Below are 12,189 nucleotides of genomic sequence, written 5' to 3'. Positions count from 1 at the left end.
GCGGATGAGCGTCCGGCCGGGCTCGCGAATGATGGTGACGTCGCCCTCGCGCGTCTCCTGCCGCCGGCTCGACGATGTCCGCAGCCGGCGGCAGGAGACGCGCGAGGGCGACGTCACCATCATTCGCGAGCCCGGCCGGACGCTCATCCGCGGCGACGATGACCGCGTCATCATCCGCCGCGACGAGAACCAGCGCTTCCGCGATCTCGGCCTCGACACCCGCAGCGAGCGCCGCGGCGAGGAGACGGTGACGGTCTATGACCGGCGCGACGGCACGCAGATCGTTACGGTCACGGATGCCGATGGCCGGCTGCTGCGGCGCTCGCGGCGCGAGCGCGACGGCGCCGAGATCATCATCATCGACAATATGCGCCGCGACGGGCCGCGCCCGCGCTTCGCCGAGGAGGTGGTCGAGCTGCCGCCGCCGCCGCTGCGCATCCCGCGCGAGCGCTACATCGTCGACGCCGGGCACGCCGATGAGCGGCTGATCTACGAGACGATCACCGCCCCGCCGGTCGCTCCCGTGCCGCGTCGCTACACGCTGGACGAGGTGCGCTACTCGCCGGATTTGCGCGCCCATATGCGCAGCGTCGACGTCGATACGATCAACTTCGATTCCGGCTCCTGGACGGTCGGCGCCGACCAGGCGCAGCGCCTGCGGGTGCTGGCGCAGGCCGTGATGCAGGCGGTCGAGCGCACACCGAACGAGGTCTTCCTGGTCGAGGGCCATACCGACGCGGTCGGCGCCGATATCGACAACCTGTCGCTCTCGGACCGGCGGGCGCAGTCGGTCGCCGAGATCCTGACCCGCGACTTCGGCGTCCCGGCCGAGAATCTGACGACCCAGGGCTATGGCGAGCAGTATCTCAAGGTCCAGACCCAAGGCGACGCCCGGGAGAACCGGCGCGTGACCCTGCGCCGGATCACGCCGTTGCTCACCGGCCAGAACGCGCAGTGAGACGACGCCCGGGCGATCCCTTCACGGGCGCCCGGGCTTGCCTGTGATATCAATGGAACCTTCGCCGCCCTCGCTGGTTCCTTGGTCAGGCCGGAGTTTGCCTGCTGCCGGCCCGACGAGCGCAGGAGGGCCCGATGCGCAGATCATTCTGGTTCCTGATGAGCCTCGTGCTCATCGGGCTTGTAGCTGCGGAAGCGGCTGCCGGACAGGAATCGTCCGGCCCGGACATGACCACCATCCAGCGCGAGCGCGCGCCCGGCGTGCCGATGACGCCCAATGTAGGCGACGTTCAGAGGGACGAACCGGCCGCCGAGCGCGCCGAGGTCCGGCGCGAACGCGAGCGGGTGGCGCGCGACCGGCGCGGCCCTGCCCAGCCGAACCGCGACCTGCCGATGCCGCGGGGCGTGCCCTCGATCATCGCGCCCTGATCATTCGAGAGCGCGGGGGAGGATTCAGATTTGCGTAAGGGCTCGCTGCCTATGGTCGCGGCGAGGAGTTTGCCATGAGCGAAATGTCGACCGCGATCGCCCAGAGTTTGGTCAGCATGCGCTCGGCCGCGACCCAGCAGACCATGCAGCTCGAAATGGTCAAGCAGAACGCAAAGGCCGACCAGGCCCTCGTCACGATGCTGCAGCAGTCGGCCGAGCAGCAGAAGGCCACGCTGCCGGCCGGCCAGGGCGGCAATCTCGACGTCAGCGCCTGATCGCCTGGAGCTAATCCGTGTTTCGCGGAATAGCTCCAGTCCATTGATTACCGCACTTTCTTCACGCGAACCGGTACCCACTTCGCTCGAAAGCGCTTTGGCGCCGCCACAAGTAGCGGTTTCCGATTCAGATTCGGGTAAGGCGTGCGCTCTATCCTCGAGGCGAGGGAGGAGAGCATGAGCGACTCGTCTTTTCTGATCGGCGAGAGCTTCGTCGCCCGGCCCACTGAGCGGCCCCAGCCGGCGCAGCAGAGCGAAATCCAGAAAGAGCTGGACGATGCCCAGCGCGGCCTCGTCGAGATGCTGGAGCGCAGCATCGCCGAGCAGAAGGCGGCGCTTCCCTTCGGCCAGGGCGAGCATCTCGACGTCACCGTCTGAGCGACGCCGACGGCGAGCGGCAGCGCCGGCCTTTCCGCATGTCCCCACCACATGGCCGCCGGGCCGAAGCCGGCTTGCTTCCTCTCTCGACCGCCTCTAACCTCCGCCTTGTTCCGAGGGGTGCTCGCAAGAGCTGAGATGGCGTCCGACGCCGAACCCGTCGAACCTGATCCGGGTCATACCGGCGGAGGGACTGGAACGCGGCCTACGCCCTATCTGTAGCCGCATAACAGCGACTGGACCGTCCAGACACCCGGATCTCCTGAACCTTGGACCAAGGAGGAGATCCCATGAACGCCCATACCAAGCCCCAGAAGAACTCCGTCAAAGCCGCGCCGCAAAGCGTGACGACCGGGCCGATCATCGGCTCGCGCAAGATCTATGTCGCGGCTCCCGAGCATCCCGAGATGCGCGTGCCCTTCCGCGAGGTGGTGCTGACCACCGATGCCGAGCCGCCGGTGCGCATCTACGATCCGTCCGGGCCCTATACCGAGACCGATGTGCAGATCGACCTCAATGCCGGCCTGACGCAGCCGCGCCGGGCCTGGCTCGATGCGCGCGGCTTTGCGACCGTGCCCGGCCGCGCCGTCACCGCAGCCGACAACGGCAACATCTCGGAGGAACATCTGGTCCCGGCCTGCCCGGCGCAGCGTCCGATCCTCGAGGCCAAGCCCGGCCAGATGGCGACGCAGTACGAATTCGCGAAGGCCGGCATCATCACGCCCGAGATGATCTACGTCGCGCATCGCGAGAATCTCGGCCGCGCCGCCATGCTGGAAGGCGCCAAGGAGCGCCATGCCGATGGCGAGAGCTTCGGCGCTTCGGTGCCGGAATTCGTCACCCCGGAATTCGTCCGCGAGGAGATCGCCCGCGGACGCGCCATCATCCCGGCCAACATCAACCATCCCGAACTGGAGCCGATGGCGATCGGCCGGAACTTCCTGGTCAAGATCAACGCCAATATCGGCAACTCGGCCGTGACCTCCGGCGCTGCCGAGGAAGTCGAGAAGCTGGTCTGGGCGATCCGCTGGGGCGCCGACACGGTCATGGACCTCTCCACCGGCCGCAACATCCACAACATCCGCTCCTGGATACTCAGAAACTCGCCGGTCCCGATCGGCACGGTGCCGATCTACCAGGCGCTGGAGAAGGTCGGCGGCGACCCGATCAAGCTCGACTGGGAGGTGTTCAAGGACACGCTGATCGAGCAAGCCGAGCAGGGCGTCGACTATTTCACCATCCATGCCGGCGTGCGGCTTCCCTATGTGCCGCTGACGGCCAGCCGCGTCACCGGCATCGTCTCGCGCGGCGGCTCGATCATGGCGCGCTGGTGCCTCGCGCATCACAAGGAGAGCTTCCTCTACGAGCGCTTCGACGAGATCTGCGAGATCATGCGCAAATACGACGTCTCGTTCTCGCTCGGCGACGGCCTGCGTCCGGGCTCGATCGCCGATGCCAACGACCGTGCCCAATTCGCCGAGCTGGAGACGCTGGGCGAACTCACCAAGGTCGCCTGGGACAAGGGCTGCCAGGTGATGATCGAGGGCCCCGGCCATGTGCCGATGCACAAGATCAAGGAGAACATGGACAAGCAGCTGCGCGAATGCGGCGAAGCCCCCTTCTATACGCTCGGACCGCTGACCACCGACATCGCGCCGGGCTACGACCACATCACCTCCGGCATCGGCGCGGCGATGATCGGCTGGTTCGGTTGCGCCATGCTCTGCTACGTGACGCCGAAGGAGCATCTCGGCCTGCCCGATCGCGACGACGTCAAGACCGGCGTGATCACCTACCGGATCGCCGCCCATGCCGCCGACCTCGCCAAGGGCCATCCGGCGGCGAAGCTGCGCGACGATGCCTTGTCGCGTGCCCGCTTCGACTTCCGCTGGGAGGACCAGTTCAACCTGGCGCTCGACCCGGACACGGCGCGGTCGTTCCATGACGAGACGCTGCCGAAGGACGCCCACAAGGTCGCGCATTTCTGCTCGATGTGCGGGCCGAAGTTCTGCTCGATGAAGATCACCCAGGACCTGCGCGCCGAGGTGCTGGCGATGGGCGAGAACGAGCGGGCGGCTCTCGAAGCCATGGCGAGCGAGGGCATGGCGGCGAAGTCGGAGGAGTTCCTCAACAAGGGCGCGCAGCTCTACCTGCCGGCGGCCGAATGAGCGCGGTGATGGCGATGGACCGGCTCGACGCTGCGCGCGTCGCCTCGGTCCTCGCCCGCGTGGTGGAGAACCGTCCGCGGGTGCAGTGCCTGACCAATACGGTGGCGCAGAACATCACGGCGAACATGCTGCTCGCCTTCGGAGCGATCCCGTCCATGGCCATCCATGTCGACGAGGTCGCGGCGATGGCGGAAGGCGCCGGCGCGATCCTGATCAATATCGGCACGATCAATGCCGAGAGCGAGCTCGCCATCCCGAAACTGCTCGAGGTGGCGCGCGAGCGGGGCAAGCCCCTGGTCTTCGACCCGGTCTTCGTCGAGCTCTCGCCGCTGCGCCAACACATCGCCCGCGAGGTGCTGCGCCTGCCGAACCTCGTCGTGCGCGGCAACGCCACGGAAATGACGGCACTCGCCTTCGATCTTGCCTCGGCCGAAGGGGTCACCCGGGTCACCACCGGCAAGGTCGACCGGATCGAGAGCGGCGCGGCGAGCTTCTCGGTCGCGCATGGCCACCCCCTGATGACCAAGGTCACCGGCGTCGGCTGCGCGGCGGGGGCGCTGATCGCCGCCTGTTGCGCCGTCGAAAAGGACCCGGCCATCGCCGCGGCGGCGGCCTTGACGGCCTATGGCATCGCCGGCGAAATCGCGGCGGAGCGCTCGCGCGGACCCGGCAGCTTCGCAGTCGAGCTCGTCGACGCCCTCGCCGGCATCGACGAGGCGACGCTGGCGCAACGCATGGCGGGGTGATACCCGCCGCGGGAGCCGAGAGCGCAGGGCGGCAATTTCGCCTCCCTGCGCCCGCAAGGCACCCGGCACGATGAGAACAGGAAGACCGCCATGACCGTCGACATCAGCCTTTACGGCATCGTCGACCCGCAGATCGCTCGTGGCCGCTCGCTGGCCGACATGGCGCGCGAGGCGGTCGAGGGCGGCGCGACGCTGATCCAGCTGCGCGCCAAGAACGAGACGACGCGCGAGATGGTCCGCGAGGCCCGCGCCATCCGCTCGGCGCTGCACGGCACCAATGTGCCGCTGCTGATCAACGACCGGGTCGACGTGGCGCTCGCCGCCGGCGCCGACGGCGTCCATCTCGGCGCCGACGACATGAAGCTCAGCGATGCCCGCCGGCTGCTCGGCCCGCGCGCCATCATCGGGGCGACGCTGAACAAGATCGAGGACCTGCCCGAGCTGGCGGCCGCGAAGATCGACTATGCCTGCGCCGGCGCTGTCTTCTCCACGCAGCACAAGGACGATGCCAAGGCGCCGCTCGGCATCGAGGGCTATTCTGCGCTGCGGCGCGCGGCGGCGCAGGCGCTCGGCGGTCTCCCGGTCGGCGCCATCGCCGGGATCGACGCCGGCAATGCCGGCTCGGTGATCGCCGCGGGCGCCGATGGCGTCGCGGTGATCGGGGCGCTGTTCGGCGGGCAGGACATCACGGCGGCCGCTCACGCGCTGCGGGAGGCGGTCGACGCGGCGCTGGCGCGGCGGCTGGCGGCCCCGGTCTGATCGCCGGGAGGCGGCCCTTCAGCCCTTCAGATACATGTCCCAGCAGGGCGAGAGCGCGATCCTGGTCCGTCCTTCCAACGCCTTGCCGAAGTGCTCGAGGATCATGCCGCGGGCCGTGGTCTGCGGGCATTTCGGTGCCATGATCGCATCGAGCTCGCGCAGATCCTCCAGCGCCTGGGCCGCGACCTTCGGGTTGCTGCGGAACGGGTCGATACCGATCGGGACATGGCGCGGCGGCCTGCGATCGAGCTGGCGGTTGAACAGGTCGACGAAATCGAGCGTGAAGAAGCCGTTGAGCTCGCGCTTGTTGGCGCTCTCCCAGGCGCGGATCGCCTCGATGCCCTGCTCGGCCTCGAGCAGCCAGGTCGCCTGATAGTCGATCGCCGAGTAGAGAATGAACGAGGGCAACTGGCCCTTGGCGGAGAGCTCGGCATAGGCGCTCTGGTTCCGCGCGTAATGCTCCAGCATCAGCGGCGCGCGCTCCGCGATCTCGCGCTTGACGCTGACCCGGCCGATCCGGCCGAGATCGTCGACACGCAAGGCTTCGTAGGTCGGCGCGCCCAGCATGGCGCGGGCGCCGCGCTCGATGAAGATCAGCGCCGAAGGCAGGGACGCGGCGAGGAGCAGCACCAGCACGACGGGCCGGAGCCGATCCATCCTGCCCTGCCATTCGAGCAGGATCGCCAGCAGCAATGGCCAGAGCGCGATGAATTCGAGGCTGCCGGTGTTCTGCGTCTCGAAGAAGATCAGGGCGAACAGGGTGACCGCGAGCCAGCCGGTCGTCGACGCCGCAAGCCCGCGCAGGAAGGAGCCGAATGCCGCCGGGCGGTCGCGCCAGGCCACCCAGACCAGCACGCCGAGCAGCACGAGCACCGAGCCGATGACGTTGAACTTGACCGAGGCCACGGTCAGGAAGCGCGGCAGCAACGCCCCGGTATTGAGCGAGAGCAGGGTCAGGATGTCCTCGACATAGGCCCGGACCAGGCCGGTGCCGAGATCGAGAAGGGCGAGGATCGCGATGACGGCGGCGGCGACGAGAGCGGCATCTCGGAAGCGCATGCGGCCGGTCAACACGGCATAGCCGACCAGCATGGCGCCGCTGACGGCGCCGGTGACCTTGACCAGGAACAGCGCCAGCATCAGCGCCGCGACCAGTAAGGTCAGGAGCAGCGGACCGCGCACGAAGAACAGCGTCGCTACCAGCACATAGAGCAGCAGGCAGATATGCCGGTTGTAATGGCCGAAGCCGTCGAGGCCCGGCAGCGGGTAGAGCTCGTGCAGGTTGATCGGCAGCGAAGCGAAGAGCAGGAAGGGCAGCAGCAGAGCCAGCGCCTGCCCGCGCGAGCGCTGCGCGACATGGAAGGCCACGATGGCCAGCAGCGGCAGGGCGACAGGCAGCACGCCCCAATTCGCGAGCAGGATCGGATGCGCCTTTGGAAAGGCGAGGTCGAGGCCGGCGACGAGGTAATAGCCGAGCGGGCCGACCGGCGCGAAGAAATCGATGCTCGGGATCTGGCCTTCATGGATGCGCTGGGCGGCGTCGAAATAGACCGCGGTGTCCCAATAGTTGGAACCGAGTGGCAGGCGCAGCGGCAAAAGCAGTCCGGCGAGGACAAGGGCGAGAAAGAGCGCCAGCCAGAAGGCGGGGCTGGACGCGAGCCGGCGCAGGCTCCAGGCAGCGTCGCCTTCCGCCGCGAGTGCTCGCTGCGTCTTTACAGTGCCCATCGCCATGCTCGCCTTCCTGGTCGCGCGGGAGACTGGCAGCAAAACCTTACCGGGAGCCTGCGACGACCGGCGAATGACGACCGGAGCCGCCTTTTCTAGCCCTGTGCCGGGGCACCCGGTATGTCGGCGAGGCGTCGCGGCAGGGCAAAGCCATGGCGCAGCGGATCGTCGGGCTCGATGACGAAGCTGCCTTCCCCGGCAAGATGGCTCGTGCCGGCGACCGTGACGGTGACGGCACCGGCAGCAGGGTATTCGACCGGGCCGACCACCGTGCCGGTAAAGGCTCCGCCGGTGATGCTGCGGAAGCTGCGGCTCCTGCCCGTCGGGATCAGGCCCCTGGCATGGTCCAGCGCCATGCGCGCGGTCACGCCGGAGCCGGTCGGCGAGCGGTCGATCTGGCGTTCGGCGAAGACGCAGAGATTGAAGCTCTCGGCCTCCGGCCCGGCCTCGTCGGTGACGATGGTGCCGTAGAGAAAGCCGAGGTCGGGCTCGGTCGGATGGGTGATCGCGCGTGTCGCCCGGACCCTGTCCGTCAGCGCCCCTGCCGCGGCTACGATCTCCTCGACCGGCGTTGCGAACAGGTCGAGCCCGAAGCGCGAGGCCGGCAGGATGCAGTAATACGCGCCGCCATAGGCGATGTCGGTGACGACCGTGCCGAAGCCGGGCAGCGCGACCGCGAGATCGCGCGCCTCGACGAAGGCCGGCACGCTCTCGAAGCTCACCGTGCCGACCCTGCCACCTTCGAACTCGCAGGCGAGGCGCAGAAGGCCACAGGGCGCCTCGATGGCGAAGCGGGTCACCGGCTCGACCGCCGGCACCAGCCCATGATCGATCGCATAATGGCCGAGCGCGATGGTGGCGTGGCCACACATCGTCGAATAGCCCTCATTATGGGTGAAGAGCACGCCGAAGGCCGCCTCGGGAGCGGTCGCCGCCACCGGAATGACGCCGTACATGCCGTCATGGCCGCGCGGCTCCAACATCATCGCCCGGCGCAGATCGTCATGCAGCTCGCGGGCCTGCCGGCGCTTCTCCAGAATGGTCGCGCCGGTCAGCTCGGGATAGCCCGAGGTGACGATCCGGACCGGCTCGCCACAGGTATGGTAGTCGATATAGGCAAGGCGCATGGCTGGGCTCCCGATGGCGGCTCCGCCATCGCTGCCCAGCCTAGCCGGATCACGCGCTACTGCCAGAGCCGCAGCGGCGCCTCAGGCCTCAGAGGTTGAAGACCCGGTGCGGGACGAATTCGCCCTGCTCGATCGAGCCGGTGGCGATCAGCACGCCGCCGCAGGTGGTGTAGACCGCCTGGGCCTCGACCGGCGCATCGCGCCCGCGCAGCAGGATGCTCTGGCCGCGCTTGAGCCTGAGAGCCGCATCGCGATGGATCACGATCTCCGGGATCAGGGACAGGGCGGTTGCGACAGGCCGCAGAGCCGTGGCCGCAGCTTCCGCTCCCTCGCGCAGGGTTTCGACGGAGACCGCATCGTCGACCGCGAAAGGGCCGACGCGGGTGCGCCTGAGATGGGCGACATGACCGAGGCAGCCGAGAGCCAGGCCAAGGTCGCGCGCGATGGCGCGGACATAGGTGCCCTTGCCGCATTCGGCCTCGAAGGTCGTCGTCTCTGGCGAATGCGAGACGATGCGCAGCGAGGTGATCTCGACCGGGCGCGCCTCAAGCGTCACCTCCTCGCCGTCGCGGGCGAGGTCATAGGCACGCTCGCCGGCGATCTTGATCGCCGAGAATTTCGGCGGCACCTGCTGGATCGTGCCGGTGAAGCGCGGCAGCAGCGCCAGGATCGCGTCTTCCTGCGGCCGTGCCTCGGAGGTCGCGACGACCTTGCCCTCGGTGTCGTCCGTGTCGGTCTGCGAGCCCCAGGCGACGGTGAACTGATAGGCCTTGCGGCCATCCATGACGAAGGGAACGGTCTTGGTCGCTTCGCCGAGCGCAATCGGCAAAAGGCCGGAGGCGAGCGGATCGAGCGTGCCGGCATGCCCGGCCTTCTTGGCCGAGAAGGCGCGCTTCACTACGCTGACCGCATGGGTCGAGGTCATGCCGACGGGCTTGTCGAGCACGACCCAGCCATGGACATCGCGCTTCTTCGGGCGCGGCGCGAACTCCCTGCCGCCCGCTTCCCTGGCGCCCTCGGTCGGGGCTCCGTTCTCGTCAGTCATCGTCATGGGGCTTGTCTTGATCGGTCTGGTCGATGCGCAGCGGCTTGCGATCGGTGTCGCGGCGCACGGCGTCGGAGTCCAGCAGCGCATCGATGCGCGCCGCCTCGTCGAAGCTCTCATCCTGGCGGAAGCGGACGTCCGGAGCGTATTTCAGGTTCACCCGATGGGCGATCTCGCCGCGGATATAGCGCTTATGGGCATCGAGCGCCTTCAGCACGGGCCCGACATCCTCGCCGCCGAGCGGCATGATGTAGCAGGTCGCGAGCTTGAGATCGGGCGAGAGCCGGACCTCGGGCACGGTGATGACATGCTTCGCCAGCACGTCGTCGTGGATTTCGCCCCGCGCCAGCATCTCGGCGAGGGCGTGGCGGATCAGTTCGCCGACGCGGAGCTGACGCTGCGAGGGACCGGAGGTTTTTACAGGTTTTGCCATGGTTCTCGTTCTCCGGGATCGGACCGGATGAGCGTGGGTTGTCAAAGCGCCGTGGCCGGGCTTGGCCCGGCCACCTGATGACGTTCACGCGCGCCAGAGGCGCGATCTCTCGGTGAAGATGGTCGGGCCCCAGGACCCGACCATCGGAAGCGAAAGCCTCAGAGCGTGCGCTTGATCGCCTCGACGCGATAGCACTCGATGACGTCGCCGGCACGCATGTCCTGGTAGTTCTCGAAGGACATGCCGCACTCCTGGCCGGCCACCACTTCCTTGGCGTCGTCCTTGAAGCGCTTGAGCTGGGCGAGCTTGCCCTCGTGGACCACGACGCCGTCGCGGATCAGGCGGACATTGGCGCCGCGCTCGATCGTGCCGTCGGTGACGCGGCAGCCGGCGATCTTGCCGACCTTCGAGACGTTGAAGATCTCGAGGATCTGGGCATTGCCGAGCATGGTTTCGCGCAGGGTCGGCGCCAGCAGGCCGGACATCGCGTCCTTAACGTCATCCATCAGGTTGTAGATGATGTTGTAGTAGCGAATCTCGACGCCGGCCCGCTCGGCCGCCTCGCGCGCTTCCTTGTGGGCGCGCACGTTGAAGCCGACCACGACGGCGCCGGAGGCCTGCGCCAGCGTCACGTCCGACTCGGTGATGGCGCCGACGCCGGACTGCAGCACGCGGGCGCGCACCTCGTCATTGCCGACCTTCTCGAGCGAGCCGACGATGGCTTCGACCGAGCCCTGCACGTCGCCCTTGACGACGAGCGGGAACTCCTTGCGGCCGGCGCCTTCCTTGAGCTCGCGCATCATCTCGGCGAGCGAGCGGCCGGCACCCGAGCCGGCGCCGCGCGCGGCGAGGCGATCGCGCTTCTGGCGCTCGCGGTAATCGGTGATCTCGCGGGCACGCGCTTCCGACTCGACGACCGCGACGCGATCGCCGGCCTCGGGCGTGCCGTTGAAGCCGAGAACCTCGACCGGCAGCGAGGGCGGAGCCTCCTTGATCTGGGCGCCGGTGTCGGCGATCAGCGCGCGGACGCGGCCCCATTCGGAGCCGGCGACGACGATGTCGCCGGTGCGCAGCGTGCCGCGCTGGACGAGCACGGTCGCGACCGGACCGCGACCACGATCGAGCTTGGCCTCGATGACCGTGCCTTCGGCGGCGCGATCGGGATTGGCCTTGAGGTCGAGCACCTCGGCCTGCAGCGCGATCGCGTCGAGCAGCGTGTCGAGGCCCTGACCGGTCTTGGCGGAGACCTCGATCTCGAGCGTCTCGCCGCCGAGCGACTCGACCTGGATCTCGTACTGCAGCAACTCGGACCGGACGCGGTCCGGGTTGGCGTCGGACTTGTCGATCTTGTTGATCGCCACGATCAGCGGCACCTTGGCCGCCTTGGCGTGGTTGATGGCCTCGACCGTCTGCGGCATCACGCCGTCATCGGCGGCGACCACGAGCACGACCACGTCAGTCACCTTGGCGCCGCGGGCACGCATCGCCGTGAAGGCGGCGTGACCGGGGGTGTCGATGAAGGTCACCTTGGAGCCCGAAGGCGTCGTCACCTGATAGGCGCCGATGTGCTGGGTGATGCCACCGGCCTCGCCGGTGACGACATGGGTCTTGCGGATCGCGTCGAGGAGCGAGGTCTTGCCGTGGTCGACATGGCCCATGATCGTGACGACCGGCGGGCGCGAAACCAGGGCCTCGTCGGTGTCGGGCGTATCGAAAAGGCCCTCTTCGACGTCGGATTCGGCGACGCGCTTGACGGTGTGGCCCATTTCCTCGGCGACGAGCTGGGCGGTGTCGGCATCGATCACGTCGGTGATCTTGTGCATCGCACCCTGCTTCATCAGCAGGCGGATGACGTCGACGCCCCGCTCCGTCATGCGGTTCGCGAGTTCCTGGATGGTGATCGTCTCCGGGATGACCACCTCGCGCATCACGCGCTCCTTGGCGACATCCGATGCGCGGTGACCGGTCATGCGCTGGACGCGGCGACGGAAGGCCGCGACCGAACGCGTCCGCTCGTCATCCCCGCCCGTGGCGTTGGAGAGCGTCAGGCGGCCGCGCGGCTTCTCGCCGGCCTTCGGGGTCTTGGGTGCCGGGACCGGCGCGCCACGCGGCGCTCCGCCGGGGCTGCCACCCGGGCGGCGGAAGGC

General features: G+C 68.3%; 12 protein-coding genes and 1 riboswitch. Of the genes, 7 read left to right on the top strand and 5 right to left on the bottom strand.

The window, feature by feature from the left end; all coding sequences use genetic code 11:
• The 7 genes from RKE40_RS28730 to thiE form a co-directional block, all read left to right on the top strand.
• A partial coding sequence (locus tag RKE40_RS28730) for an OmpA family protein (protein WP_316021581.1) occupies window positions 1-958 on the top strand: 958 nt, incomplete at its 5' end.
• A 134-nt stretch (window positions 959-1,092) separates the two neighbouring features.
• A complete protein-coding gene (locus RKE40_RS28725) occupies window positions 1,093-1,386 on the top strand; it encodes a hypothetical protein (RefSeq protein WP_316021580.1) in 294 nt (97 codons plus the stop codon).
• Between the two features lie 74 nt (window positions 1,387-1,460).
• Window positions 1,461-1,661 carry a hypothetical protein gene (locus tag RKE40_RS28720; RefSeq protein ID WP_316021579.1) on the top strand — a complete coding sequence of 67 codons (201 nt, stop codon included), beginning with the start codon at window positions 1,461-1,463 and terminating at the stop codon, window positions 1,659-1,661.
• Window positions 1,662-1,838: 177 nt separating this feature from the next.
• Complete coding sequence (locus RKE40_RS28715; protein ID WP_316021578.1) at window positions 1,839-2,039, top strand: hypothetical protein; 201 nt, start codon at window positions 1,839-1,841, stop codon at window positions 2,037-2,039.
• Between the two features lie 106 nt (window positions 2,040-2,145).
• A riboswitch (TPP riboswitch) is annotated at window positions 2,146-2,250 on the top strand.
• Between the two features lie 79 nt (window positions 2,251-2,329).
• Complete coding sequence (thiC, locus tag RKE40_RS28710; protein WP_316021577.1) at window positions 2,330-4,207, top strand: phosphomethylpyrimidine synthase ThiC; 1,878 nt, start codon at window positions 2,330-2,332, stop codon at window positions 4,205-4,207.
• On the top strand, window positions 4,204-4,953 hold the full coding sequence (locus tag RKE40_RS28705; protein ID WP_316021576.1) for a hydroxyethylthiazole kinase: 750 nt from the start codon (window positions 4,204-4,206) through the stop codon (window positions 4,951-4,953). Before thiC ends, RKE40_RS28705 begins: the two co-directional genes overlap by 4 nt.
• Before the next feature lie 90 nt (window positions 4,954-5,043).
• Complete coding sequence (thiE, locus tag RKE40_RS28700) at window positions 5,044-5,712, top strand: thiamine phosphate synthase (protein ID WP_316021575.1); 669 nt, start codon at window positions 5,044-5,046, stop codon at window positions 5,710-5,712.
• 18 nt (window positions 5,713-5,730) lie between these two features.
• Here thiE and RKE40_RS28695 read toward each other — a convergent pair whose 3' ends face one another.
• The 5 genes from RKE40_RS28695 to infB form a co-directional block, all read right to left on the bottom strand.
• Window positions 5,731-7,443: a hypothetical protein gene (locus RKE40_RS28695; protein WP_316021574.1), complete on the bottom strand. Its 1,713-nt coding sequence runs from the start codon at window positions 7,441-7,443 to the stop codon at window positions 5,731-5,733.
• Window positions 7,444-7,532: 89 nt separating this feature from the next.
• A complete protein-coding gene (locus tag RKE40_RS28690) occupies window positions 7,533-8,564 on the bottom strand; it encodes a proline racemase family protein (RefSeq protein ID WP_316021573.1) in 1,032 nt (343 codons plus the stop codon).
• Window positions 8,565-8,652: 88 nt separating this feature from the next.
• Window positions 8,653-9,615, bottom strand: a complete 963-nt coding sequence (gene truB, locus RKE40_RS28685; protein WP_316021572.1) for a tRNA pseudouridine(55) synthase TruB — start codon at window positions 9,613-9,615, stop codon at window positions 8,653-8,655.
• Entirely contained in the window at window positions 9,602-10,042 is a 441-nt protein-coding gene (rbfA, locus tag RKE40_RS28680) for a 30S ribosome-binding factor RbfA (protein WP_316021571.1), read from the bottom strand. The genes truB and rbfA overlap by 14 nt, the downstream gene beginning before the upstream one ends.
• A gap of 158 nt (window positions 10,043-10,200) precedes the next feature.
• Window positions 10,201-12,189: translation initiation factor IF-2 (gene infB, locus RKE40_RS28675; protein WP_316021570.1), on the bottom strand; the 1,989-nt coding region annotated here is incomplete at its 5' end.

It is taken from the genome of Allobosea rubneri (assembly GCF_032464875.1).
GTDB classification, from domain to species: Bacteria; Pseudomonadota; Alphaproteobacteria; order Rhizobiales; family Beijerinckiaceae; genus Allobosea; species Allobosea rubneri.
This window is presented reverse-complemented; position numbering and strand designations above follow the sequence as displayed.

What these genes read in the sequence shown, in the direction of transcription:
- RKE40_RS28690 (WP_316021573.1), bottom strand. Translation starts at nt 8,564, where the DNA reads ATGCGCCTTGCCTATATCGACTACCATACCTGTGGCGAGCCGGTCCGG.
- RKE40_RS28695 (WP_316021574.1), bottom strand. Translation starts at nt 7,443, where the DNA reads ATGGCGATGGGCACTGTAAAGACGCAGCGAGCACTCGCGGCGGAAGGC.
- thiE (WP_316021575.1), top strand. Translation starts at nt 5,044, where the DNA reads ATGACCGTCGACATCAGCCTTTACGGCATCGTCGACCCGCAGATCGCT.
- RKE40_RS28720 (WP_316021579.1), top strand. Translation starts at nt 1,461, where the DNA reads ATGAGCGAAATGTCGACCGCGATCGCCCAGAGTTTGGTCAGCATGCGC.
- rbfA (WP_316021571.1), bottom strand. Translation starts at nt 10,042, where the DNA reads ATGGCAAAACCTGTAAAAACCTCCGGTCCCTCGCAGCGTCAGCTCCGC.
- thiC (WP_316021577.1), top strand. Translation starts at nt 2,330, where the DNA reads ATGAACGCCCATACCAAGCCCCAGAAGAACTCCGTCAAAGCCGCGCCG.
- truB (WP_316021572.1), bottom strand. Translation starts at nt 9,615, where the DNA reads ATGACGATGACTGACGAGAACGGAGCCCCGACCGAGGGCGCCAGGGAA.
- RKE40_RS28715 (WP_316021578.1), top strand. Translation starts at nt 1,839, where the DNA reads ATGAGCGACTCGTCTTTTCTGATCGGCGAGAGCTTCGTCGCCCGGCCC.
- RKE40_RS28705 (WP_316021576.1), top strand. Translation starts at nt 4,204, where the DNA reads ATGAGCGCGGTGATGGCGATGGACCGGCTCGACGCTGCGCGCGTCGCC.
- RKE40_RS28725 (WP_316021580.1), top strand. Translation starts at nt 1,093, where the DNA reads ATGCGCAGATCATTCTGGTTCCTGATGAGCCTCGTGCTCATCGGGCTT.